Source organism: Enterococcus sp. C46 (assembly GCF_040887565.1).
Classification (GTDB): domain Bacteria; phylum Bacillota; class Bacilli; order Lactobacillales; family Enterococcaceae; genus Enterococcus_B; species Enterococcus_B lactis.
In genome coordinates this window covers 30354-54842 of sequence record NZ_JBFOGA010000011.1, presented here as the reverse complement: position 1 = coordinate 54842, position 24489 = coordinate 30354, and the positions used below count along the sequence as shown (strand labels likewise).

At 37.4% G+C, this 24489-nt stretch carries 22 protein-coding genes, 1 tRNA gene and 1 other annotated feature; of the genes, 4 read left to right on the top strand and 19 right to left on the bottom strand.

Features of this window, described 5'->3' with window-relative positions:
* Positions 1 to 19: 19 nt before the first annotated feature.
* The gene (rplU, locus tag AB3I27_RS12755; protein WP_002289450.1) at positions 20 to 328 is read right to left on the bottom strand and encodes a 50S ribosomal protein L21; all 309 of its coding nucleotides are present in this window, start codon (positions 326 to 328) and stop codon (positions 20 to 22) included.
* A 19-nt stretch (positions 329 to 347) separates the two neighbouring features.
* Positions 348 to 424: a sequence feature (ribosomal protein L21 leader region), on the bottom strand.
* A 189-nt stretch (positions 425 to 613) separates the two neighbouring features.
* On the opposite strand from rplU, the gene AB3I27_RS12750 reads away from it, so the two are divergent.
* Complete coding sequence (locus tag AB3I27_RS12750) at positions 614 to 1255, top strand: uracil-DNA glycosylase (RefSeq protein WP_047928086.1); 642 nt, start codon at positions 614 to 616, stop codon at positions 1253 to 1255.
* A gap of 61 nt (positions 1256 to 1316) precedes the next feature.
* On the opposite strand, the gene AB3I27_RS12745 is transcribed toward AB3I27_RS12750, so the two are convergent.
* The 5 genes from AB3I27_RS12745 to AB3I27_RS12725 all read right to left on the bottom strand — a co-directional run bounded on the left by AB3I27_RS12745 (position 1317) and on the right by AB3I27_RS12725 (position 5301).
* Positions 1317 to 2948, bottom strand: coding sequence for a SulP family inorganic anion transporter (locus AB3I27_RS12745; protein ID WP_070872805.1), 1632 nt, complete (start codon positions 2946 to 2948; stop codon positions 1317 to 1319).
* Positions 2949 to 3068: 120 nt separating this feature from the next.
* A complete protein-coding gene (locus AB3I27_RS12740) occupies positions 3069 to 3428 on the bottom strand; it encodes a DUF1304 domain-containing protein (RefSeq protein WP_002329013.1) in 360 nt (119 codons plus the stop codon).
* A 156-nt stretch (positions 3429 to 3584) separates the two neighbouring features.
* Positions 3585 to 3658: transfer RNA gene (locus AB3I27_RS12735), tRNA-Arg, on the bottom strand.
* A 313-nt stretch (positions 3659 to 3971) separates the two neighbouring features.
* Positions 3972 to 4655, bottom strand: a complete 684-nt coding sequence (locus tag AB3I27_RS12730; protein ID WP_002292364.1) for an O-methyltransferase — start codon at positions 4653 to 4655, stop codon at positions 3972 to 3974.
* A gap of 127 nt (positions 4656 to 4782) precedes the next feature.
* A complete protein-coding gene (locus AB3I27_RS12725; RefSeq protein WP_002292363.1) occupies positions 4783 to 5301 on the bottom strand; it encodes a signal peptidase I in 519 nt (172 codons plus the stop codon).
* Between the two features lie 210 nt (positions 5302 to 5511).
* Here AB3I27_RS12725 and AB3I27_RS12720 point away from each other — a divergent pair, with 210 nt between their 5' ends.
* A complete protein-coding gene (locus tag AB3I27_RS12720; RefSeq protein ID WP_002292362.1) occupies positions 5512 to 7356 on the top strand; it encodes a hypothetical protein in 1845 nt (614 codons plus the stop codon).
* Between the two features lie 46 nt (positions 7357 to 7402).
* Here AB3I27_RS12720 and AB3I27_RS12715 read toward each other — a convergent pair whose 3' ends face one another.
* The 11 genes from AB3I27_RS12715 to AB3I27_RS12665 all read right to left on the bottom strand — a co-directional run bounded on the left by AB3I27_RS12715 (position 7403) and on the right by AB3I27_RS12665 (position 18882).
* Positions 7403 to 8407 (bottom strand): lipoate--protein ligase, encoded by a 1005-nt coding sequence (locus AB3I27_RS12715; protein WP_002310251.1) that lies wholly within the window; start codon positions 8405 to 8407, stop codon positions 7403 to 7405.
* 10 nt (positions 8408 to 8417) lie between these two features.
* Entirely contained in the window at positions 8418 to 9158 is a 741-nt protein-coding gene (locus tag AB3I27_RS12710) for an MBL fold metallo-hydrolase (RefSeq protein ID WP_016853388.1), read from the bottom strand.
* Between the two features lie 69 nt (positions 9159 to 9227).
* On the bottom strand, positions 9228 to 10031 hold the full coding sequence (locus tag AB3I27_RS12705; RefSeq protein ID WP_002292359.1) for a DUF975 family protein: 804 nt from the start codon (positions 10029 to 10031) through the stop codon (positions 9228 to 9230).
* Positions 10031 to 11113: a M42 family metallopeptidase gene (locus tag AB3I27_RS12700; protein WP_002292358.1), complete on the bottom strand. Its 1083-nt coding sequence runs from the start codon at positions 11111 to 11113 to the stop codon at positions 10031 to 10033. Before AB3I27_RS12700 ends, AB3I27_RS12705 begins: the two co-directional genes overlap by 1 nt.
* A gap of 141 nt (positions 11114 to 11254) precedes the next feature.
* Positions 11255 to 12520, bottom strand: a complete 1266-nt coding sequence (dltD, locus tag AB3I27_RS12695; protein ID WP_002292357.1) for a D-alanyl-lipoteichoic acid biosynthesis protein DltD — start codon at positions 12518 to 12520, stop codon at positions 11255 to 11257.
* Positions 12521 to 12522: 2 nt separating this feature from the next.
* Positions 12523 to 12756, bottom strand: a complete 234-nt coding sequence (gene dltC, locus AB3I27_RS12690; RefSeq protein WP_002292356.1) for a D-alanine--poly(phosphoribitol) ligase subunit DltC — start codon at positions 12754 to 12756, stop codon at positions 12523 to 12525.
* A gap of 44 nt (positions 12757 to 12800) precedes the next feature.
* Complete coding sequence (dltB, locus tag AB3I27_RS12685) at positions 12801 to 14006, bottom strand: D-alanyl-lipoteichoic acid biosynthesis protein DltB (RefSeq protein ID WP_002329012.1); 1206 nt, start codon at positions 14004 to 14006, stop codon at positions 12801 to 12803.
* Positions 14003 to 15517, bottom strand: a complete 1515-nt coding sequence (dltA, locus tag AB3I27_RS12680; RefSeq protein ID WP_002292354.1) for a D-alanine--poly(phosphoribitol) ligase subunit DltA — start codon at positions 15515 to 15517, stop codon at positions 14003 to 14005. Before dltA ends, dltB begins: the two co-directional genes overlap by 4 nt.
* 10 nt (positions 15518 to 15527) lie before the next feature.
* Complete coding sequence (locus AB3I27_RS12675; protein ID WP_002292353.1) at positions 15528 to 15677, bottom strand: teichoic acid D-Ala incorporation-associated protein DltX; 150 nt, start codon at positions 15675 to 15677, stop codon at positions 15528 to 15530.
* Positions 15678 to 16082: 405 nt separating this feature from the next.
* Positions 16083 to 18125 carry an ABC transporter permease gene (locus tag AB3I27_RS12670; protein WP_002292351.1) on the bottom strand — a complete coding sequence of 681 codons (2043 nt, stop codon included), beginning with the start codon at positions 18123 to 18125 and terminating at the stop codon, positions 16083 to 16085.
* A complete protein-coding gene (locus tag AB3I27_RS12665) occupies positions 18115 to 18882 on the bottom strand; it encodes an ABC transporter ATP-binding protein (protein ID WP_002310242.1) in 768 nt (255 codons plus the stop codon). Before AB3I27_RS12665 ends, AB3I27_RS12670 begins: the two co-directional genes overlap by 11 nt.
* A 319-nt stretch (positions 18883 to 19201) precedes the next feature.
* Here AB3I27_RS12665 and nrdD point away from each other — a divergent pair, with 319 nt between their 5' ends.
* Both nrdD and nrdG read left to right on the top strand, forming a co-directional pair.
* The gene (gene nrdD, locus AB3I27_RS12660) at positions 19202 to 21391 is read left to right on the top strand and encodes an anaerobic ribonucleoside-triphosphate reductase (RefSeq protein WP_002292349.1); all 2190 of its coding nucleotides are present in this window, start codon (positions 19202 to 19204) and stop codon (positions 21389 to 21391) included.
* A gap of 314 nt (positions 21392 to 21705) precedes the next feature.
* Positions 21706 to 22308, top strand: a complete 603-nt coding sequence (nrdG, locus tag AB3I27_RS12655; RefSeq protein ID WP_002292348.1) for an anaerobic ribonucleoside-triphosphate reductase activating protein — start codon at positions 21706 to 21708, stop codon at positions 22306 to 22308.
* Positions 22309 to 22361: 53 nt separating this feature from the next.
* On the opposite strand, the gene dinB is transcribed toward nrdG, so the two are convergent.
* Entirely contained in the window at positions 22362 to 23483 is a 1122-nt protein-coding gene (gene dinB, locus AB3I27_RS12650) for a DNA polymerase IV (protein WP_002310241.1), read from the bottom strand.
* Positions 23484 to 23591: 108 nt separating this feature from the next.
* Complete coding sequence (gene rsmI / locus AB3I27_RS12645) at positions 23592 to 24464, bottom strand: 16S rRNA (cytidine(1402)-2'-O)-methyltransferase (RefSeq protein WP_002292345.1); 873 nt, start codon at positions 24462 to 24464, stop codon at positions 23592 to 23594.
* Positions 24465 to 24489 lie beyond the last annotated feature (25 nt).

Below are 24489 nucleotides of genomic sequence, written 5' to 3'. Positions count from 1 at the left end.
CTTCTTTCTCAAACGCTGATTAAGCGTTGATCGCGTCGATAACCACTTTTGTATATGGTTGACGATGACCTTGTTTGCGGTGTGAATGTTTTTTAGGTTTGTATTTGAAAGTAACGACTTTCTTTTGTTTGCCGTGTTTTTCAACAGTACCTTCAACAGTTGCACCTGCAACAGTTGGAGCGCCTACTTTTGTAGATTCGCCACCTACTAAGATAACTTCGTCAAAAACAACTTTTTCTCCTGCTTCAACGTCAAGTTTTTCAACATAGATTGCTTGTCCAACTTCAACTTTTACTTGTTTACCACCAGTTTTAATAATTGCGTACATGCTATAAAGCACCTCCTTCTGATATACTTAGACTCGCCATCCGAAGTGACAGCATCTGCTGTGCTTATTACTTGTTCTGAGCGGTTGTAGCTGTGGAGTCCACAATTACAACAGTACTAGCTTACCAGAACAGCCGCTGTTCGTCAACTAAATTTAAAGTCAAAAAATGAAATAAAGATTTAAACAATCGTTCTCCTGCTTTTCTTTCCTCTTCGTTTCTGCCAAATAAAATAGTCGCATTGCGTTTCTTTTCTTCTTATAATAAAAGAAAAAGGAGGAGCACAAATGGAATACCCAACAGAATTGATACAAGAGGCTTCTTTAAGGATGAACGACCGTCCTGTAGAAGGGTTTGTCGCTGGGCAAGGACCTCTTCATCCTAAATTAATGCTTGTAGGAGAAGCCCCAGGGAAAACAGAGATTGATACACACATCCCTTTTAGCGGACAAGCTGGAAAAGAATTGATGCAGGCACTTTCTTCCACTGGTTTAACACGAGAAGATGTCTATATCACCAGTGCTGTACGGAGTCGCCCGTATCGCGTGACTCATCGGATCAATAAACGGACACAACAGACAGAAACTGTTTATCCAAATCGTACACCTACGCGATCCGAAGTATTTGCACACGCACCGATACTGGATTACGAACTGATGGAAGTCCAGCCAAAATTAATTGCGACACTTGGAAATATTGGCCTGCAACGATTACTTGGTAAAGAATATACTGTTACCAAAAACCATGGTCAACTCTATACAGGTCCCGTCTTACAGCTAACAAAACAAAAAGATGCCTACGAATGGTCAGAAAAAAACTATCGTATCCTTCCACTTTTTCATCCAGCAGCTATTTTTTATAATCGTTCCCTTGTACCTGTTATCCATCAAGATTGGCAAGTACTAGCTTCACTTTTACAACAAGATTAAAAAGAACAGACAAGACGGTGAAATTGTTAGTTTACAGTCTTGTCTGTTCTTTTTCATTGTTTTAATGGCTCATTGCAGTATATTTCGCATGCAATGCTGTCAACGCATGAGCAACTGTTTGATGTTGATGTGTGGATGTATATTCCCATAAGTGAGAAAGTTGTTTTTCTACTTCCGGCTGCAAGGAAGTATAGATAATCGTTTGTCCTCTCTGTTCTGCTTTTTCTTGAAATTCATCAAAAACTGCGCGTGCCGTCAAATCAATACTTGGTACGCCACGCATGGAGAAGATGACACCGTCGTGATGGTTTAGTTCTTCCAATTTATTTTTTAGTTTCTCTGAAGACATGAAAAATAGCGGACCGCTGATGTACACTACTGTCCAATTATTCAGCTTTTCCGTTTCTGGCAGCCCCATTCTTTGCCAATCGATTGTTTCTAATGAAATCGTGATAGCCGCACTTTTTACAACAAAAAATACACAACCGCCGATAATCCCAATTACAATAGCAATACTTAAATCAAAGATGACTGTACAAATCATTGTAAGAACAAACAATAGAATAGCTGACCAATATTTATGAACAAATAGCTCCTTAATCGTTCTCCATTCATTCATACGCCAAGCCGTCACGATCAAAACACCTGCAAGTGCCGGCATCGGAATCTGTGACATCACTGGCGCAAAAACAAGCATGGAAAGCAACAAGACAACTGCATGGATCATGCCAGCTAATCTGGTTTGTGCGCCAGATTTGATGGCCACACTTGTACGAGCAATGGCTGCAGTAGCAGGAATCCCGCCAAAAAAAGGAAGCAATAGATTTCCCACCCCTTGTGCCACTAATTCTTGGTTACTGTCTAATGACTTATTCGCCATTCGACCAGCAGAAGCACCACATAATAAGCTCTCAATCATCCCTAACAGAGCAATGCTAATGGCCGGAACGGCTACTTGTTGCAAGGCAGAAAAGCTAAAATCTCCCAAGCCCAAGCGATTACTGCTGATCAGTGTTTGTGGGATGTTACCAACAGTGTCTACTGGTAAATGACACAGTAGCGTAACTACTGTTGCTAAAATGATGGCCAACAGCGAACTAGGCATTCGTTTCGCCCATTTTTTCGGATAGATGAACATCCCTAAAATGACTAGTCCTCCCATAATCAAAGATGCTATGTTTATTGGAAAACCTAGTGTTTGATAACTACTTAGCTTTTCAATAACATTTGTACCTTCCGAATGAACACCAAACAAATTATCGATCTGACCTAATGCAATAATAATAGCAATACCTGAAGTAAATCCTGTGATTACTGGTGCTGGGATAAAAGAAGTTAGTGTTCCTAATCGGAAAAGTCCTGCTGCAAGTAAAAATAGACCTGCCAAAAAAGTAGCAAGCAACACACCTTGCATTCCCTTTGTTGCCGCAATGGACATTAGAATAGCTGCCATTGCGCCTGTCGGACCTGATATTTGATAAAAACCGCCTGATAAACCGCCAATAACGAGACCGGCAATGATAGCCGTAATCAAACCTGCGGACGCATCGGCTCCGCTTGATACCCCAAAAGCCAAAGCTAAAGGCAATGCTACAGCAGCTACTGTGATTCCAGCCAAAAGATCTTTCTGAAATCTTGAAAGATCATAACCTAAAAATTCTTTTTTTAGTGATAAAACATAATTTTTGAACACCTATCTAACTCCTTTTCATGAAATTTTCTAAAATACCATTCATTAGAATAGCATATTTCATGAGAAAAAGTAATATTTTTCACAAAGTTTCCTGTCCAATAGATCCTTGTTTTTCTACATTTAGAAGAAAATAGAAAGCAAGGCCAACAGAGCTAACCCACCTTGTTTTAGTAAAATCCAGCGATCGCTAGTCAGACTTCCATACAATGCAACAATAAAAATTGATAGCAACAGCATACTTGTAATTTCTTTAGGTGCGGAAGAAAGGTAAGCTCCGTAAAGTAGTCCCACCCCTAATAGTCCATTGTATACTCCTTGATTCTTAAATAATGTTTGAACAGATTTTCTGCTTAATTCTTCTTTATTCATTTTAAAAACTCTGCTTGTCGTATCGGAATCAGTTCTTACTGTTTCGATGTACATGATATAAAAAAATTCGATGGCCACTAGAGTGACTAAAATTTTTGATAATATTGACATATTTGCTTCCTCTTTCTGATGGATTTTATTTTTACTTCCTATAATTGTACTAGATAAAGATGTTTTTTTTATTTTATTTGCCTTTGAAAACAAACAATATTGGCACAAAAAACAAAGAAAAACCGTTAGAAACTGAGGTTTCTAACGGTTTTTTAGCGTCACAGGAGGGATTCGAACCCCCGACCGTCCGCTTAGAAGGCGGATGCTCTATCCAGCTGAGCTACTATGACAGGAATCAGCGGAACATCAATAATTATAGATAATTAAATTGCTTCTGTCAATACGAAATAGTTATTTAATTAGCAAATAGCCAATTATTTTAATTCAACTACCAAATCAATCCTTTGAAAAGAAACATTCGCTTCCATCTATTCTAAGGTTATCAGTCGAAAACAGGAGTTGCATTGTCTTCATGCTTACTCCTGTTTATTTCAATCTATTTACTATTTCCTTCAGTTGTTTTACAAATACAGTCTCTTTCACATCAAATTTAGATGGATTCCTTGATATAATCAATCACTTACTGATTGTCATAATCATGTATCACCAATCGATTTCTTCTGCTTCTTTTGTCATTAAGATTACACCATCGCCTAATGGTAAGATGGTCGATGTCAAATCAGGATGGTTCATCACGACACGAAGGAATTCATTTAATTTACGATGGATAGCTCGTTTGCCACGAGGAATCTCTTCATCAGGGAGCAAGATCGTCCCTCCTTGGAAAATATCATCTACCATCAAAACGCCACCTTTTCGTAACAAACGCAAACATTCAGGTAAAAATTCAATATATTTTGATTTTGCACTATCCATAAAAATAAAGTCATATGGACCAGACAATTCAGGCAAAATATCTGCGGCTTGCCCTTCAAGCAAGGTTACTTTATCTGTCAATCCTAGACGTTCATAGTTTTTTTTCGCTTTCTCGATCATGACATCGAAACGATCAATGGTCGTAACATGAGCATTTTCTCCGATTGTTGTCGCCATGACACTTGATGAAAAACCGATAGCTGCACCGATCTCTAAGATTCGTTCAGGCTGAATCTGTCCAAGTAAAAATTTCAAAAATACAACTGTTTCGTGGGGAATAACCGGTACTTCTGCTACATGAGCTTCTTCTTCCAATTTGCCTAGCTCACCCGGTAATTTTTTTTGCTGGGTACGCATAAAGTCCAATAGTTCTTCTTTGACTACAGGACGATGCATCATTTCATTGCGCATACTACTCCTCCTCTTTACACATTATACGAACAACTAGCTAAATCTACAAGCTGTATGAGTATTTTCCGTATCACTCGTTCAGAAGAGTAATGGTATCTCTTGAATATATTTGTCTTTTTCAACATTCTCACAAAAATTTCTGTGTTCGTCTCCGCTTCTTCTTCAACTCTACAAAAGTATTCCAAGCTGTGATTCCTGTTAAGCAAAAAGCAATCGTAAAGAATAACCCCTGGATCCATGCAAATGCTGTTTTGGAAAGGACCAGACCAATATATGGAATCTGGAAGATTGGACTACCGATAATATTTCTCTTTTTTACTACTCCAGGCTCGATATAAGTCCGTGTGTCAGCTTTTGTATAAAAGTCGTTGTAGTTGTTTTCAATGGCTATTACGCGACGTGTCGAGATTTTTTTACCTGAATTTTCATAATATGTAATAATATCTCCGACTAAAATCTCATCTGTATTTTTTGGTCGTACATATATCAGATTTCCTTGTGCATAATATGGGTTCATTTCTCTATCCTCAATAATATAAGGAGTCAATCCAAAAATTCGGGGAACCAAGACGACGAGAAGAATAAGTATTAAAAATATAATCAGCGTTACAGAACTAACAAAAGTTATTTTTTTGTAATCAGGCATCGTTTTCAACTCCTTTCTTTCTTCAATCCTTCTTAATCATATAATAACGATAAATTTTTTTCAAATTATAACTGTAAAAACACATTTTTATGACAACGACGTTTTTTGATTCTATTTCCTCATCTTTATCTCATTTTTCATTATAAATAATTGACGTTAGTAAAAAAAACGTTTACCCTAAAATTACAAGTTTTAGAAAGGAATACCTTTATGGCTTTTTTTAATAACATATATAATAAAAAAGAATCTTTCTATATGCGCATAAAATGGAGCATAATAATTATATTATCAGTGTTATTTTTAGCAGGGATTGCTTATTTCTTCTATTTTATCTTCTCTCCTGCTAATAGTAATCAAATGAAAGAAATAAAAGATTCATGGGTTTTCTATTCAAAAGATGATCCTGATTTTAAGTTTGACAGCAAGTACACTCGTACGATTCCTACCGTAGACAAAGATGAAACATTTATTATGGAAACGACACTTGAGAAACCGTTGAACGAAGCAAATTTACTAATCAAAGGAAATCATCAATGGATTACTGTGTATCTAAACGGAAACATTTTATACCAACGGGAAGATTACGACGCAGAAAGCAACCCTGGATTATCACTGGCTGTGATAGATTTACCATCAGATTACATCGGAAAAAAATTGATGATCTCTGTCTCATCTCCTTATCAAAACTACGCTGGGTTGCCACCGAAAGTCTATATAGGTACAACTGGTCCGTTAATCGGTTTTATCTATTCTCAATCAGTACCGCAAGTATTAACGATGATCATTGCAGTTTTCATTGCTATTGGGACGTTTATCTATACCATCTACTTGATGTACAAACAAAAACGGCTTGAATACTCGCTGATTATCTTAAGCTGCTTTGCTTTGGCATTAGGATTTGAAGCTGTTTCAGAAGATATTTTAAGTGGCATCCTTTTTGAACCATTCGTTCACTCTTTTTTATCTCATTTATTTATTATCCTAACCTCGGCTTTCATTATCTGCTATTATTGGAGCCGGATGATTTATTATAAAAAATGGTATGGGATTTTTTGTATAATCCAGCTTTCGATCTTTTCTGGTGTTCTGCTTTATGCAGCTTTTACTTCTGCAGAACTTCCTGAATTGATGCCAATTGCTAATATAGCTAGTGTTATCAGTACTCTAGTCACTTCGCTTACCTGCATTGGTGAAGCATATAAAAACAATCGTTTTTATGTAGTTTGTACACCTTGGATCGTCTTGGTTGCTATTATCCACTGCTTGATTTATATCCAAACAGCACTAGGTATTTATCAAACGACGATCAATTGGTCTACGATTTTATTCATTATTATTTTGATTGTTATTATCAGTTACAATCTGATTGACCACATTCTGAACACAGATAAAGACCGAAGACAAGTAGATTTCTTAAAAATCAAAAACGATTTGCTGGAACAGCATTATGAGCAACTTCGACAGCATATCCAAGAAGTAAATACGCTTCGTTTAGAATTTGTTCAGGAAATGGAAAATCTGCAAGACTTAATGCATACGGATCAAGTAAAAGCAAAAAAATATGTGGAAACAATCTTGGAAGAAGCAAAAAATTTTGAAATGCTGTGTTCTTTTTGCAATCATCAGATGACAAATCTGATTTTCGCGCGCTATCAACAGTTAGCTGCTAAACGGAATATCCAGATCACCTTCCAAGCAGAACTTCCTGAGGATCTTCCTATCAAAGATGATGATCTAGCCCAGCTTTTGATTCATGCCCTAGAGCATTCCTTTAGAGAAACTCATGCCATCGAAAATCCGCTGTATCGAAAAATTCATTTGTCGATACACGAACAAGAGGATCATTTCATCATTTGTTGCGAACATAGTGCACATTATGATACGAATATATTCAGTCGAGGTATCACAGAAGAATTAGATGATCAGGAACGCTTTGATTTGATGATGATGAAAGATGTGGCAGATCGTTACACTGGAACACTAACGCAGGAAAAAGATACATTGATTGATCGAATCACTGTTCAGCTTTCCCGAAATTACTCGAATTCTATATAAAAAAGCAGTGGGATCCAATACATAAGGATTCCGCTGCTTTTTGTTTTTAATAAAGTAAGGTAAGCAATTCTTCTGATTCTATCGCACCAAAATATTTTTTCACATCAATTTGGTCAACTATTTTTGATAGAGATTCTTTATCATATTTCTGTCCCACCAATTTTTTTTCGACATCAGAGATATCTCCTAGTCCGAAGAAATCACCAAAGATTTTTGCTTCTTTAATCATTCCTTCTGATACATTCAAGTGGACTTCGATCGAACCGATAGAGAAACGTTTTTGACGAGAGAAATTGAAATCTGGGGACTTTCCGTAATTCCAATCCCAATTTCGGTAATATTCTTCAGATATTCGATTGATTTTTTTCCAATCTTCGTCGGTCAATTCGTACGTTTTTACTTCCTCTACTGATTCTACACCAAAAATTTTCAACAAGATTTCTTGACGAAATTCTTCCGTTGTCATTTTTTGTTTTTCTTCGGGAAGAAACGGTTTGATATTCGTCACACGAGAACGGATCGATTTGATTCCTTTTGATTCGATTTTGTCTTTTTTTACTTTTAATGCATTGACTACTTCATTGATATCAGAGTCGAACATGATCGTTCCATGAGCAAACATTCGGCCATTGGTAGCATACATCGCATTACCGGAAAATTTCATACCATCAATGACTAAATCATTTCGGCCTTTCAACTCAGCCCCGGCAACACCCAATTCATGAAGTGCTTGGATGATTGGTTGTGTTACTTTCGCAAAATCACGGAAGGAATCACCATCATCAGGCATAATAAAACTAAAGTTCAAATTCCCAAAATCATGGTAGACAGCTCCGCCTCCGCTTAGACGGCGGACCACATGAATACCATGTTCTTCCACATAATCTCGATTGATTTCTTCAATCGTGTTCTGATTCCTACCGATGATGATTGAAGGTTCATTGATATAAAAGAGCAAAATGGGTTCATCTAATGGCATTTCTTGCAACAAGTATTGTTCAATTGCTAAATTGATTCTTGGGTCGTGGTTTTCATTTGGTACAAAAATCATGTTCTTCCTCCTAAATGTCAAACACTTTGTCAACTGCAGCAAGTTCTACATCTATCCCTTTACCTGCTGCTTTTTGCGCTTCATTTTTCAATTGTTCTAAGTCGCCAAACTGAGGTAGATGGGTAAGTACAAGTTTCTTTACGTTAGCTGATTTCGCCAGTTCTCCAGCTTCTTTTGAAGTGAAATGTGCATGATGATGTTCATTTCCTTCAAATAGATAGGTATCTGCTAGAAACAAATCAGCCTCTTTCGCAAAATCAGCGAAACTTTCCAAATAACCTGAATCTCCTGTAAATACGAATACTTTCCCCGTTGCTTCTTCTACGATTCGCATGGCGTAACATACTACTGGATGGATTGTTTCCATAAAAGTAATCAGAAAAGGACCAATTTTTAATTCTTCGGCTTCAAAATAAGGATGTCCTTTTGAGACATTCGCCATCGTCAATTCTTCAAAGTGGACAGAATCTTTTGTGTGCCCGTAAATTGAAAGCAATGTCTCCGGATCTCTCTTGGGATGAAGTTGCCAGTAATACTGTAATACACCAAGGTCAGCAATATGATCATGATGATAATGGCTAAGGATCACAGCATCCAAATCAAGTGGATCAAGATGTTCTTGTAATTTGATCAGCGTAGCACTACCTGCATCAATCAACAAGTTGAAACCGTCAGATTGAAGTAAATAACCTGTTGTCCCTTGATTATTATAAGGATACGCCCCTAAGCAGCCTAAAACAGTTAATTTCATCATACATTCCCCCTCAAAGATTTATCCTACCACAAAAGTTATTTTTCTAATGAATGAACTGCTTACAGATTAAGCAAAATAGGCTTCTGGACCACCTTTTTCAATCCGTGCTTGTTCATAAAATTCTGCAACTGATACATTCACATAAACGATGACCCACAAAAGACCGATGAATAAAGCGATTGCCCCTAACAAATACCAGCCGATAAAAGATAGTTGCAACAAAATATACGTACCGATTCTATCTTTCAATAAGAACCAGCCATATTTTAAGCATTGTACGACCGACAAATCAGGATAGTCGAACTTCGTCCATGCAGCAAATTGGAACAATCCGCCAACGATGCTCATGATAAGTGCTGAAACAAAAATCATCCCTACCATTGATAAAACAAAGCTGATATCAAGAAAATCTCCTGGCATGACATCCGTAGGTACCGTACTTGAATTGAAAAGCAACTGCGTATAAGCACTCACTCCGCTGATTAAAAACATGGGCAGAAAGATCAAACTATTGAGCAACCAGTTGATGATTGAATTAATCAAATTGATGACAAGTATCGAACCAAAATATTTTTTTTGGAAAACTGAAAATAGAAGATTGCTTTTTGGTCTGCCACCTCGTACAACTACTAACGCAATATAAAACAATGCATAGTTGAATGCGAATAAAAGCAAATTATTGACTAGAAAACTCAATAGGTTTTGCTGCATGCTTTCTTCCGTAAAAGGACTGAAACCGTCAAAAAAATTCTGTATGACGCTTGTGAACAATATGGATAAGAAAACAAGCCAAGCATTGATTCCCCATTGATTCTCTAAAGAAGCTCGCGCTTTTTTTCGATATTCAGAAATAGGCATTTTATTATTCATTATTCATAACTCCGGATTTGTTCAACTGTTTCACTATCAAGCCGTTTCACTAACTCAGTAACTAGCTTCACTGTATTCAAATAATCATCTTCATGGATCACTGATGTGTGGGAATGCAAATAACGAACAGGAACAGTAATGGCTACAGAAGGAACACCGTCTCTTGTCAAATGCATTTGTCCTGCATCCGTTCCACCGCCAGAGATCACTGTATATTGGAATGGGATAGCCATTTCCTCTGCTACATCGATAACGAAATTCAATAATTTTTTGTGCGGAATCATCGATGCATCAAAAATCAAAATCTGTGGACCTTTTCCTAAAATCGAATCTGCTTCTTTTGGTGTCATTCCTGGAGTATCACCTGCTGTACCAGTATCTAAAGCAAAAGCAATATCCGGATTTACAAGGTGCGTGCTTGTTCGAGCGCCTCGCAAGCCCACTTCTTCTTGCACATCGCTTCCTGCAAATAAAACATTTGGATGTGCTTCTTTAGATAGATTCTCCAATACTCGCAAAGAAACAGCTGTCCCTATCCGATTATCCCATGCTTTTGCCAGTAAATATTTACTGCCGTTCATTCGTTTGTATTCAATATATGGGGTGACCATATCTCCCGGACGTATGCCCCACTCTTTGGCTTCTTCTTGGTTTGATGCGCCGATATCAATAAACATATCTTTGATTTCATATGGTTTATTTCGTACCTGAGGTGTTAAAACATGCGGTGGTTTTGAACCAATTACCCCGTGAATGATTTTTCCTTCTCGTGTTTTGATTTCCACTTGTTGAGCAAGCATCACTTGTCCCCACCAGCCTCCAAGTGTTTGGAACTCCAAGAAGCCTTTTTCGGTTATTTTTGTTACCATAAAACCAACTTCGTCCATATGACCAGAAATAAAGACTTTTGGTCCTCCGCCAGCGCCATGCTTAGCAATCACACTGCCTAATCCGTCATAAAAAATATCATCAGCGAATGGTTTAGCATATTCTCTGAATACTTCTCTTACCTCTTCTTCATTCCCAGGTACTCCTTTTGCAGAAGTCAAATCAATTAGTAGCTGTTCTTCTTTTGTATCCAAATGTTTTCCCCCATTTCTATATTCATATTGTGATTATACCATTGCTTTTGTTTTTTGTTCAGGCAAACTTGGTATTTTTACTGTTTATTTCAGAATATTCTAAAATAAATAAAACAGGCAGATATCCTCCACCTGTTTTATTTATTTTAATCGTAGTTTATCTGGTACTTGCTGTTGCCAAGCTTTGCTGAAAAAAGCATCATCGAGATGGTACCTACTAGGAAGCTGGTTTTCTTCTAAAAACGGTCTAATCTGTTGATCTGCGGCCAGCCAGCCTTTCCACCCTAAATGGATCGTATCTTCCATAAAATAATTGGTACCAGCTTGATTGACAAAATCAGCTATTCGATTGAATCCTTGGCTATTTAATTGAAATTTGATTTTTTTGGCAAATCCTTGTAGCATTTCTTGAGATAGTCCGGTATAATCGCTCCATTTCTCGTTGACCGGTGGAATGATAAACAACACTTCATTATGGTTTTTTGCTAATTGATCCAAGATTAGCTGAAAATCAGAAAATTCTGGTGAAAAACGATAATCCCAATTTTTTTGTGACTGTTTGAGTTCTGGCTCGTGGGATCGGATACGATGTGTATAAAAATCGTTTTTCAAACCAAATGGATTATTTGTCGTTTCTTGTTTTCCAATCTCATCTGCCAAAATGGATAATTCTGTTTCTTGATAGTGGTCTGGTAATTGTTTTGATTCATGATCGATTTTTTGCTGACGATCTTTCAAACCGATATCACTGAATATCTCATCCTCACGCTTCAACATGTTCCATTGGCTGTGCAACTGATCCAAAGAATCAGGTAAAGGTAACTTTCCTTCTTTAATCGTTTGTAGAATTCCTGTCAGCGTATCGTTCTCTTTTACTTTTGAAAAAGTTAATAGTCTTCTAGCTAAATAGCGATCAGCTGATGTAACTTTTTTCAATGAGAACAACCAATCATAGGTCTGAAGTTCAGAATAGTAAGTGTTGAAATAATCTGTTTTTACACCATCTTTTACAAACCATTGAGGCGAGATGATAAACACCACTTTTTTGTTTTTCAAATCATCCCCTGCAGATCGCATCATCATATATTGACTTAATGATTGTGTTCCCGGCGCTCCTAGCAAGAAAGGACGATAACCTCTATCATATTTTTCAGCCAAAACAGACGGATGAAATGGACTGATCCTGCTTAATTCACTCGACCCAAAAAAGGGGATATATTGTTTTTCAGACAAAGCTTTGTTTTTTATTGCATCGCCCTTTAGTACATTTGCTGACATAGATGAAGACGCTCGCTTGATTACTTCCGGGTTATCAATATTTACTCGATAGGAAGAAGTGAAGAATAGGGCAAGCAGACCAAAAGCGAGAACAACAGGTCCAAAAATAGCAAAGAGTTTCTTTTTCATACTCAACCCTTCAATGCAGTTGCTTGTTGAATGATTTTATTCGGTGTGCGCCAATCCTCCCGCTCGAATTCAGAGACTGGGACTTGGATATCCAACTCTCCGTCTAGCTCGACTAATAATTGCACAGATGCTAAAGAATCAAGCAAACCTTCATCAAATAGATCAATATCACGATTTTTTCTTACTTCATCTGTTCCTGTTATTTCTTCTAAGATTGATAAAATTTGTTCTTCCATTTTCCTTTTCTCCTTTGTTATATAAATTAATATGTCACTATTCGTTAGCTAAAAAAAAGTTTATCTAAAAATCCTGAAAAAATCAGGAAGCTGAAACATACCGCTTGAAATGTCAAAAATACGGCTACGCCATGCGTAAATTTGTTAGAAGGCAACTGATCTTTATGCTTCTTCTTAAATCGGATCCATGCATCTGTCAGACAGATCAGACAAGCATGATACAGACCGTATACGATGTAGTACCACGTCAATCCATGCCAGACACCCATTAGAAGAAACAAAGCGAAATACCCGATATTTGACATCACGATCTTGCTTTTAAAGATTTTTTTCTTCATCATGAAGAACATCAACCGCATATACACGTAATCGCGGAACCAAAAAGACAAGGTCATATGCCATCGATTCCAGAATTCTTTGATATTCCATGATAAAAATGGTTTATTGAAATTGATTGGCGTCTGATACCCCATCATGTAGCTTGTACCGACTGCGAACAAACTGTAACCTGCAAAATCAAAAAATAAATACATGCTATACACGTACATGTAACCCACTAACGCCCATGAAATCCCACCATGCTGTAATGCGATGCGCCCTACTGCAGGGAGCAGTACTTGACCAAAATAATAACCGATAATGAACTTATATAAAAAACCGACAAAAATATTTTGGACGCCTTTTCCCAAGAGATCAACATATTTATCACGAACAGGTGGATGGAGCTGATCCTTTTCAAATCTCCTATAACGATCGATGGGTCCAGAAGATATTGTCGGGAAAAACAGCAGAAACTGGATATAACGAAATGGATTATATACTTTGATCATGCCATCTCTTATTTCCATGATCATTTGCACAGACTTAAAGGTTAAATAAGAGATTCCTAAAAAACCAAGTAGCGATGCTTTTCCATGTTCAAAAAAAGGAGTCACTTTCGTTAAAAACAGTGGAATTATTGCTAAAATAACGGCGGCGTAAAACCATCCTGTTTGATTTTTCCTTTGCCGGTGAACAAAATAGCCCCATACAAGGATTGTCTGCCAAAAAACATACCCAATCAGCGCCGCTCCCTGTTCCCAATAAGTACCTCCAAAGCTGACAAATAAAAAGAAAAGTGTCACCACTGATTGATAAATTGGTAATCTTTTTTTCCATATCAGTAAAGATAGAACGATTGGTATAAGCGCAATGGCTAAAAGAAAAAAATAAAACGGCTCTGCGTAAGGGATCATATGAGGAAACATCATTCAGGATTCACCTCAGCTGTTAATTTTTTTCGATCAATTTTTCCATTTACTGTCTGAGGCAGCAAATCGACATAATGGAACTTCTGAGGAATCATATACTCCATCACAACTTGCAGTAATTGTTCTTTGATCGATTTGGTCAGTTGAAAATCCGGTTGTTTCGTTGTGTTTTCTAATACGATGAAAGCAACAAGCTGCTGCACTTTTGTTCCTTGATATTTTGGTACGACAACGGCTTGTTTGATCCGGGAGTCTTGCAACAGATAATGTTCGATATCCCCTAACTCGATCCGGTAACCATGTAATTTGACTTGCTGATCCATACGGCCTTCATAAAATAAAAGCCCGTCTTCATCCAACCTTCCTGCATCCCCTGTATGGTAACTTGCTAAGTCATTTTGACAAAAGAACGCAGCTGCTGTTTTTTCTGGATTGTTCAGGTAACCTTTTGATACGCTTGGCCCTGCAATAATGATCTCACCTGTTTCTCCTTTTGGAACAAGTTTGTCTTCTTGGACAATAGAAACTTTGGTGTCTTTTTTTACATAGCCGATCGGTAGTCGGTCATATTTATCTAGTACGTGCTGATTAATCTGGATACTTGAAATAGCCACAGTTGCTTCTGTTGGGCCGTAAGTATTATATATCCGTGCATTTGGGAATCGATCAAGTAGTGTTTCTGCAGTTTTTTTTGTCAATTCTTCTCCGCAAAATAAAAACATGTCCAATTCTGGTACATTTTCTCCATTGAAGGTAGGCTCCATCAAGCAAATATCCATAAAAGATGGAGTAGAAACCCAAATATTCAACTTCAAGTTAGGCAATGTCGCGAATAATTGACGAAAATCTTGAATAACTGCTTTATTTAACGGCTTCAGCATTCCACCAGAAACTAATGCAGGATAAATAGAAAATACCGATAAATCAAAAGAAAATGGCGCTTGGGCTAAGAAATGCATACCAGGCTTGATCCCAAAGTCTTCCATCGTCCATTGAACAAAGCTGACTAGATTATCATGACTGATTTGTACGCCTTTTGGTTCTCCAGTAGTACCAGAAGTAAAAATAATATAAAAATTTTCTGTACCTTTTACGCTGTTTCTGGGATAAAATTCTACTGGTATCTTCTCGATTTCTTGAAATTCTTCTTTTGTTACGACAGGAACAGAAGGAATGTCTTCTATCCAATTCCCAATACTGATGACCATAGATGGTTTAGCCACCCGAAAGATCGACAGGATACGTTCTTTGGGTGTGTGTTCTTCAATTGGCAAATAGGCATGACCAGATTTGACAATTCCTAGAAATGCGACAATCATCTCAAATTCTAAATTACCAAAAACGACGATTGGTCCATCCCCTTCTACCTTTTCTTCTAAATAATAAGCAAGTGCGTCTGATGCTTGTTTCAATTCTCCAAAAGTATGCATCTCATCCGCCTGATAAGCAATTCGATCAGGTTCGCTTATTCCCCAATCATCGACTGCTTCAATAATCGTTTTGATTTCCATACTCTTCCTCCTAAAATTCGTTATAGATAAATGTTCCTCCTTGAATATTTTTATAGTGATACAGGTAGATCAGGAACAGCAGTACCGCACTATAAAAAATTGTTCGAATGATGAATTTTCCCCAATAATTCAATTTTGGATTAGACCACCATTTGTTCATTGGATTCCCTCCTCATATAACCTCACACAAAGTGTAACGAATTTTGACAAAAAGAAACATGTGTCTAGCTTACAGAAACCGTTTTTTTACTAACAGTTTTGTCACATAGCTTTTATAAAAATAGCACATCAAAACACTGCTTTTTTCTTTATAATTTCTAGTAATTTTAAAAAATATAAAAAATAAAGAGGTTGTGACAAAAAGCGTGTCACAACCTCTTCTTCCAAATAAACGGTGTGTAAAAGCTTGCATCTGCGGTAATAAGTCCAGCTAAATCAAAAACATGGGAAACTATTTTTGCTTGGCTGTTTCTTATTACTTGATGCAGGACAGCTTTTTCACAATCTCTTCTTTAAACGGTGTTTAAAATTTAGTACTTTTTATTATCTTGTCTTATTCCGCCTGTCATTCCTCGATAATCCGACAATATAACTGACTCGTAATGACATAAAGCAAAAGATAGATAAGGATCAATAAGCCACTGACAAGATAAGCCAACCAATAATCGGCAGTTTTGATATACTGAGTGAAAACATTGATTGCAAATACTGCATGAGTGATTCCTAATATCATGGGTGGAAAAAAGGTAAGTGCGTTTTGCTCGAAAATCATCCTTCTAATTCTTCTTTGTGGTATCCCCAGTTTAGTCAATAGGTGATAATTTTCTTTTTCTTCCTCTGCTTCTGCTAATTGTCGAACGGTCAGAATACTGCCAGTAGCAATAATGACGATCATTCCGACAAACAGTGTGACAAAAATATTGATACCAATCCGCCGGTTGACTGCACGCAATTTTGAATAGCTGGAGGAGAAGTTCAACCGAGAACCTTCTTGACTAAATTGCGCTTCCTTCATTTTGTCATCTGGCAGTTTCTTTGTACTAATTTCTCCTTGCAGACGCCCATTTACGATATCATAAGAATAATAAATAGCATTGAGCCACTTTATCGACATTTCACTGCTCAGTCGTTCATCTATCTTTTCATTATTCTCACCTGACACATCCACATTGACTACTTGATAATCTACACCTTTTGCTTTTTCAAAAACGTTATCATCCACGACTAGTACAGGACTTAGATATACCATCGTTTCGTCACCTAATACACTTGGAAGCATTTGTTGAATCTTCAACTCTTGATTATCTGGCAATCCAATACTAGAACCATATAATGAAATGTTCCGGAAAAGAGTTTGCATTTGATCAAGCAAAACAGTATAGTTAGGAGATTTCAAAGAAACGTTTGGCAAATCCGGATTAACTTTTCTGAAGGCTTGATATTCTGTTTCTGTGATCAGATTAGCAGTTTGAAACATAGGTTCTTCGAGATCTGGTCTGTAGATACTACCTATGACTTTATAATGCAAGGTGATTTTTTTAGTTATCTTCTGTCCTTCCTCTGCCAGAATAGGCTTGATTTTTTTTTCTGTCTCGACATCAAACTGATAGTCCATCGGGGAGGATACTTTCTCCTGATACGATAAAATAGTAGAAATACTAGCCGTACCGCCAATCGTCATTAAAGAAATTCCAAGAATGACTGTAATTAGAGAATTCGTCCGCCAGCTTTTGAGCAGGTGCACTTGTGTATTACCTATTATTAAAAAATTGATCCCATAGTAATAGAGCTTCCATTTACTCAATATGATCAAAAAGAGTCGAAATGTATAGCAGAAAAACAAATAAGTACCAATCACACAAATGAAAAAGATCAGAAAAGGCAAAAAGAGAATGAATGTCTCAAGGTAATGATGACTGATCATCCATGAAGTGATTTCTCTAAAATGACTAGCCCCAAAATATCCGCTCGTTAAAAGCAATAACCCAATGACAGCGAGTAATCGATGCCTTGTTCTGAAACGCATCGTTGAACTATCTGCTTGTTCTTTTTCTCCAAAACTTCGAATCATCGGGTAGCGCCAGATTTTCCATATCGAATACACAGATACTGCTAAAAGGATGATGAAAAAAGCAAATAAAGTATCTGCGACTGATGGAATGGAGATAAAAAACGGACTATTAAGATCCATATCCATCATTCGAACCAAAATCATGGAAAAGAGTTTGGAGAAAATAATGCCGAGCAATATCCCAAAAATACAGGCAAATAACCCAATTATCATGATTTCCAATACATATATACCTGAAATTTGTAGTTTGTTCATACCAAAAAGTTGATAGATACCTATTTCTTTTTGTCTTCTATTCAAAAAAAATCGGTTGGCACTGAATACGAAAAAAAGTAAAACGACAGTAATGATCAGTCCGCCAAAACTCAATCCGCCATCTATCGAAGTATCTGGACTTGCTCTTCTAACTAAAGATTGATCATAGGTCATTGCGCTGAATGAATAATAAATCATCACGGATAAAGTCAAACTGAAAAAATAAACAAGATACCCTCGGGACTGCCGAAAAAAGCTTTTGACGGCTAATTTATACAGCATTCATTTTTCCTCCTCCACCAATCGTCGCCTGCATGTCGATTACTTTTTCAAAGAATTCTCTTCTTGTCCCTCTTCTCACAACTTCTGAAAAAATCACGCCGTCTTTGATAAATAAAATTCTGTCACAGTAGCTCGCTGTATATGGGTCATGGGTGACTAACAAGATTGTCGCTTTTTCTTTTTGATTCATAGTCTGTAAATAATTCAACAATTCTGTGGCCGACTTCGAATCTAGAGATCCAGTTGGTTCATCTGCAAAGATTACTTGTGGCTGAACAACAAGGGCTCTAGCGGCTGCAATTCGTTGTCGCTGACCGACAGAAAGCTCATCTGGATATCGTTTTAGCAGTTCTTCTATATTCAACAATTGAGCTACGTGTCTTACTCTCTTTTCCATCTCTTCCTTAGTCATCCGTTCAACTGCTAGGGGCAATAGGATATTGTCTTTTGCATTTAAAGTATCGATCAAATTGAATTCTTGAAAAATGAATCCTAGTTTTTTTCGGCGAAAGTCACTGAGCTCACTATTTTTCATTTTTGTGATTTCTTTTCCTTGGATCAAGACACTACCCATCGTAGGCAAATTGATCGTGGATAAAATATTCATCAACGTCGTCTTGCCTGCACCGCTTGGACCCATGATCCCAACAAATTCGCCTTCTTCTACTGTGAATGAGATATTATCTAAAGCTTTGACGGGAGAAAGTTTGCTACCGTAGCTTTTACTGAGATGTTTCACTTCGATCATCTTTTCCAATTCTTCTTCTCCTCTTTCATTTCTGTTTATTTGCATAGTAGCATATCTACGAACAATTTGCTCTTATGTTTTTGTCACTTTTTCTTAGCCCAAATAAAAAAATTTTATTCAATTATTTTATTCAGCTAAATTAAATATGCAAAAAATAAATCCATCAACTACAAGTTTTCACTTTTTTTCACAATAAAATATACACTACATATAGTATAGAAATCCAATTATACAGCGGATTGAATACTATATATAGCCGATAATTAGTTGCTCCTTCCTAAATTTTGTTTTATGATAGACAAGAACAATTTAGCAGGAGTTGAAGATAATGAAAGTAAATTATGAAGAGAAAACAGTCGTTACTCAGCAACCAGAGGCACACCAGATGAAAGTTATCAAACGAGATGGCCGCCATGTTGATTTCGATGAACAAAAGATCAACGAAGCACTAATCAAAGCTGAAAAGAAAATTCACGGCTCATTATCCCCACTTACTTACGAAAAAATCCAAATGATTGCAGACTTGGTTGTCCAAGAAATCAAAAGCCGGTTTGCTGAAAATGTCAAGATCTATGAGATTCAAAACATCGTGGAACATATCTTATTAGAAAAAAACGAATATGAATTAGCAGAAGAGTATATCAATTACCGTACAAAACGGGATTTTGCTCGCAGTAAAGCGACAGATATCAACTTTTCGATTGAAAAACTAATCAACAAAGACCAGACTGTCGTGAATGAAAATGCAAATAAAGACAGTAATGTTTTCAATACACAGCGTGATCTAACAGCCGGCATCGTCGGAAAATCGATCGGACTGAAAATGTTGCCGCCACATATAGCAAATGCCCATCAAAAAGGTGATATCCATTACCATGATTTGGATTATCATCCTTACACACCGATGACAAATTGCTGCTTGATTGATTTCAAAGGTATGCTGAACAACGGTTTCAAAATTGGAAATGCGGAAGTGGAATCACCTAAATCTATCCAAACAGCGACAGCACAAATCTCACAGATCATTGCTAATGTTGCGTCAAGTCAATATGGTGGCTGTTCTGCCGACCGAACAGATGAATTGCTGGCTCCTTTTGCAGAATTGAACTATAAAAAACATCTAAAAGACGCGGAAGAATGGATCGATTCGCCAGAACGCCAAAAAGAATATGCAAAAGCAAAAACCAAAAAAGATATCTTCGATGCTATGCAAAGTTTGGAATATGAAATCAATACCTTATTTACTTCAAATGGGCAAACCCCTTTCACTTCATTAGGGTTTGGTTTGGGGGAAAATTGGTTTGAAAGAGAAATCCAAAAAGCGATTTTACAGATCCGAATCAATGGATTAGGGAGTGAAAAGCGAACAGCTATCTTCCCTAAACTGATCTTCACTTTAAAAAAAGGTGTAAACTTAAACCCTGAAGATCCTAATTACGACATCAAACAACTAGCATTGGAATGTGCAACGAAACGAATGTATCCTGATATTCTGAATTACGACAAAATCGTCGAATTAACTGGAAGTTTCAAAGTACCTATGGGCTGTCGTTCATTCTTGCAAGGATGGAAAGACGAAAATGGTCAAGAAGTAAATGTCGGACGAATGAATTTAGGTGTGGTTACATTGAATTTACCAAGAATCGCGATCGAATCAAAAGGAGATCAGAACAAATTCTGGCAGCTATTGTCTGACCGTTTAGAAATCATGAAAGATGCGCTTCTCTATCGTGTAGAACGTTGTAAAGAAGCCATTCCAGCAAATGCGCCAATCTTATACATGTATGGTGCTTTCGGAAAACGTCTTTCACGTACCGATTCTGTCAATGAATTATTCAAAAACCGCCGAGCTACTGTATCATTAGGCTACATTGGATTATATGAAGTTGCTTCAGCTTTCTTCGGTGGCGAATGGGAAACAAACCCAGAGGCAAAAGCTTTCACACTTGACATCGTCAAAGAATTAAAAGCCAATGCGGATGCATGGGGTGATGAATACGGTTATCATTTCAGCGTCTATTCAACACCAAGTGAAAGTCTGACTGATCGTTTCTGTCGTTTAGATACAGAAAAATTTGGTATCATCGAAAATATCACAGATAAAGAATATTATACAAACAGTTTCCACTATGATGTACGTAAAAACCCAACGCCATTTGAAAAATTGGAATTTGAGAAGGATTATCCAAAATATTGTTCAGGTGGATTCATCCACTACTGTGAATACCCTATGCTCCAACAAAACCCGAAAGCCTTAGAAGCTGTATGGGATTTTGCATATGATAAAATCGGGTATCTTGGTACGAATACGCCAATTGACCATTGCTATCAATGTGGTTTTGAAGGTGATTTCAAACCAACAGAACGAGGCTTCGAATGTCCAGAATGTGGAAATCATGACCCAAAAACATGTGATGTAGTCAAACGTACTTGTGGTTATTTAGGAAATCCACAAGCTCGTCCGATGGTACATGGACGCCACAAAGAAATTTCCTCACGTGTGAAACACATGAAATGAGGTTGTGAAAAAGCTGTCCTGCATCAAGTAATAAGAACAGCTAAACAAAAATAGCTCCTCATATTTTTCGTTTAGTTGGGCTTATTACCGCAGATGCAAGCTTTTGAACACCGTTTATTCAGAATAAGAGGCAGTGACAAATCTTTTTTCACCACTCTCTTTCGATGCTTTGTACCTTTGAACGCTCTCTATCAAAATAAGAACAAGCTTTTTTTGAACAATGGATTTAGGTCGGTTTGTTCTTATTTATGTGGTCGAGTAGATTTTATCTTCAATAGCTATATCTTTGAACCTTAAATGAAAGAAGTTTTTTTATGAGAAATCCAAAACCAAAAGAATGGTTAGCAAAAGACTACAGTCAAAACTATATTGCTGACTACAAACCGTTTAATTTTGTCGATGGTGAAGGTGTCCGTAACAGTCTTTACGTTAGTGGCTGCTTATTCGCCTGCGAAGGTTGCTTCAACAAAGCGGCGCAAAATTTTCGATATGGCAAACCATTCACACCTGAATTAGAAGAACAAATCATCGCTGACTTGCGCAACGATTACGTACAAGGACTGACTTTATTGGGCGGCGAGCCTTTTTTGAATACAGATGTTTGTTTGCAAGTCGTACGACGTATCCGAAAAGAGTTCGGTACGACAAAAGATATCTGGTCATGGACAGGCTATACCTTTGATGAATTGTTACAAGATTCAGAAGATAAATTAGAACTCCTTTCGCAAATCGATATCCTTGTTGACGGACGCTTTGAATTGAGCAAACGTGACCTAAAACTACAATTTCGCGGAAGCAGCAACCAGCGAATCATTGATGTCCAAAAATCTTTAGAATCCAACCAAGTTATGATTTGGGAAAAATGTACGGATGCAACAGAAACCTATGAACAAATCAAAAAACAAGACTTGATATAAAAACAGCTTTGAGAGAGAAAACGGATTTCCATTTTCAACTCTCAAAGCTGTTTTTATATTTCTTGATTTCCCCATAACGGAAGGACGATATTTTCATAGGTCATCGGGTCAAGATTCGTCAAGGTGATTCCTAACAATCGGATCCCTTTTTCTACTCCCAAGATTTCCTCCCATATAAGACTTGCTTGATAAAAGAGCGCTTCTTTTTTATAGATGTATTCTGGCAATGTCACTCTTTTGGTCACAGTAGAATAATCCGTGTACCTGACCTTCAAAACCACTGTTTTCCCATGTTTTTGGACTCTTCTCAGTGCTTCTTCTACTTTTTCAGCTAGTTGGCGCAACTGAGCCAGCACGGCTTCCTCCGTTTGCAATGGCTGTCCATACGTATGCTCTTTTCCCACAGATTTTCGCTCTCTTGTAACATTTACTGGAGAATCATGGATTCCTCTCACTTTACGATAAAGAGAATAGCCCATTTTTCCAAAATTTCGAATCAACATCATTTCTGTGCATTCATATAGGTCTTTTCCTGTATAAATCCCTAACTCATGCATTCTAGGTACAGTTTTCTTTCCTACTCCATGAAATTTTTCAATTGGCAAAGCTTTTAAAAATGGCACAGCATCTTGAGGTGCAACTACTGTGATCCCTCTAGGTTTTTGATAGTCTGATGCTAATTTGGCCAAAAACTTATTGTAACTTACTCCCGCAGAACATGTTAGCTGGACTCTTTCCCAAATATCTGCCTGGATCATTCGGGCGATTTTGATGGCTGACTTGCAATTGATTTTATTTTCGGTCACATCAAGATACGCTTCATCGATACTAACTGGTTCCACAATGTCTGTATAATGATAGAATACTTCCCGTACTTGTTTGGAAATCTCGCTGTATTTATGATGGTCGCCAGGCTTAAAGATGGCTTGCGGGCAAAGTTCATACGCTTTTTGTGCACTCATTGCTGAATGAATTCCGAATTTTCTTGCTTCATAATTTGCCGTAGTCACTACTCCACGCCCACCAGTGTCACTGGGATGTCTAGCAATTACTAATGGGTGCCCACGAAACTCAGGATGATCTCGTTCTTCAACAGAAGCGAAAAAAGCATCCATATCGATATGAATGATTTTTCTTGATGTATCATTATGTAAAGGAAATTGCAGCTCCATCATCCTCACCTCTTAGCCATTATACAGGAACGTTCGTTCGCGTTCAAGAGGTTTGAGAAGTTAGTAGCTGTTTTCCACATTGCCGCTTCATTGTATACTACTTATACTATTTCAGTCTAATTCGTGATATTGACGGTAAACTTCTTGTTTTTTCAGTCCATTTTTAAGCGCTACTGCTTTGATAGCAGCATTTGGCTTTTCGCCTGATGCAATCTTTGCTTCTACTTGTTCTTTTAAGGATCCCTGCTCTTCATCCACTTCTGTCCCTGTCGTTTCAAACAAATTTCCTTCTACAAGCAGACAACATTCCCCCTTTACTGGATGTTCTTCAATATATGCAAGTAGTTCTTCTGTACTTCCTCTAAGGTATTCTTCATGGATCTTTGTCAATTCTCGACACAAAACGACTTGGCGATTACCAAAAATGTCTAAGAAATTCGTCAACGTAGCTGTGATCCGATAAGGTGACTCATAGAAAATCAGCGTAGCTGTTTGTTCTTTTAGCTTTTCCAATGTTTCTTTCTGTTCTTTTTTCTTGCGTGGAAGGAAGCCATAAAATAAAAATGGTTGAGGCACTAGCCCTGAAGCAATCAAAGCCGTCATCCCAGCTGTAGGTCCTGGGATAGAGATCACAGAAATCCCTTCTTTTATGCAGGCTAAAACTAGCTCATGTCCAGGATCGCTGATGGAAGGCATTCCTGCGTCACTGACTTGAGCAATCGTTTTTCCTTCTTTTAACAAAGCAATCAATTGAGGGACACGTTCTTTATAATTATGTTCATGTAAACTTTTTTGGGGCGTAGGAATCTCGAAGTGATTCAATAATTTTTGTGTATTACGCGTATCTTCGCTTGCGATAAGGTCTGCTTCTTGTAGCATACGAACACTTCTGTAGCTCATATCTTCTAGATTTCCGATTGGCGTCGGTACAAGATATAAATTCCCGTATACTGGATTTCCTTTGAAACTTTTTTGATTATACATCTGTCACAATCTCCTTAATAAAAAA

Coding starts and splice junctions, on each gene's coding strand:
- AB3I27_RS12715 (WP_002310251.1), bottom strand. CDS start 8,407: ATGATTTTTGTACCAAATGAAAACCACGACCCAAGAATCAATTTAGCA.
- nrdG (WP_002292348.1), top strand. CDS start 21,706: ATGAGAAATCCAAAACCAAAAGAATGGTTAGCAAAAGACTACAGTCAA.
- AB3I27_RS12670 (WP_002292351.1), bottom strand. CDS start 18,125: ATGCTGTATAAATTAGCCGTCAAAAGCTTTTTTCGGCAGTCCCGAGGG.
- nrdD (WP_002292349.1), top strand. CDS start 19,202: ATGAAAGTAAATTATGAAGAGAAAACAGTCGTTACTCAGCAACCAGAG.
- AB3I27_RS12675 (WP_002292353.1), bottom strand. CDS start 15,677: ATGAACAAATGGTGGTCTAATCCAAAATTGAATTATTGGGGAAAATTC.
- dinB (WP_002310241.1), bottom strand. CDS start 23,483: ATGATGGAGCTGCAATTTCCTTTACATAATGATACATCAAGAAAAATC.
- dltB (WP_002329012.1), bottom strand. CDS start 14,006: ATGATGTTTCCTCATATGATCCCTTACGCAGAGCCGTTTTATTTTTTT.
- AB3I27_RS12730 (WP_002292364.1), bottom strand. CDS start 4,655: ATGCGCAATGAAATGATGCATCGTCCTGTAGTCAAAGAAGAACTATTG.
- dltA (WP_002292354.1), bottom strand. CDS start 15,517: ATGGAAATCAAAACGATTATTGAAGCAGTCGATGATTGGGGAATAAGC.
- AB3I27_RS12710 (WP_016853388.1), bottom strand. CDS start 9,158: ATGAAATTAACTGTTTTAGGCTGCTTAGGGGCGTATCCTTATAATAAT.
- AB3I27_RS12740 (WP_002329013.1), bottom strand. CDS start 3,428: ATGTCAATATTATCAAAAATTTTAGTCACTCTAGTGGCCATCGAATTT.
- AB3I27_RS12705 (WP_002292359.1), bottom strand. CDS start 10,031: ATGAATAATAAAATGCCTATTTCTGAATATCGAAAAAAAGCGCGAGCT.
- AB3I27_RS12750 (WP_047928086.1), top strand. CDS start 614: ATGGAATACCCAACAGAATTGATACAAGAGGCTTCTTTAAGGATGAAC.
- dltC (WP_002292356.1), bottom strand. CDS start 12,756: ATGGAAGAACAAATTTTATCAATCTTAGAAGAAATAACAGGAACAGAT.
- AB3I27_RS12720 (WP_002292362.1), top strand. CDS start 5,512: ATGGCTTTTTTTAATAACATATATAATAAAAAAGAATCTTTCTATATG.
- rsmI (WP_002292345.1), bottom strand. CDS start 24,464: ATGTATAATCAAAAAAGTTTCAAAGGAAATCCAGTATACGGGAATTTA.
- AB3I27_RS12725 (WP_002292363.1), bottom strand. CDS start 5,301: ATGCCTGATTACAAAAAAATAACTTTTGTTAGTTCTGTAACGCTGATT.
- dltD (WP_002292357.1), bottom strand. CDS start 12,520: ATGAAAAAGAAACTCTTTGCTATTTTTGGACCTGTTGTTCTCGCTTTT.
- rplU (WP_002289450.1), bottom strand. CDS start 328: ATGTACGCAATTATTAAAACTGGTGGTAAACAAGTAAAAGTTGAAGTT.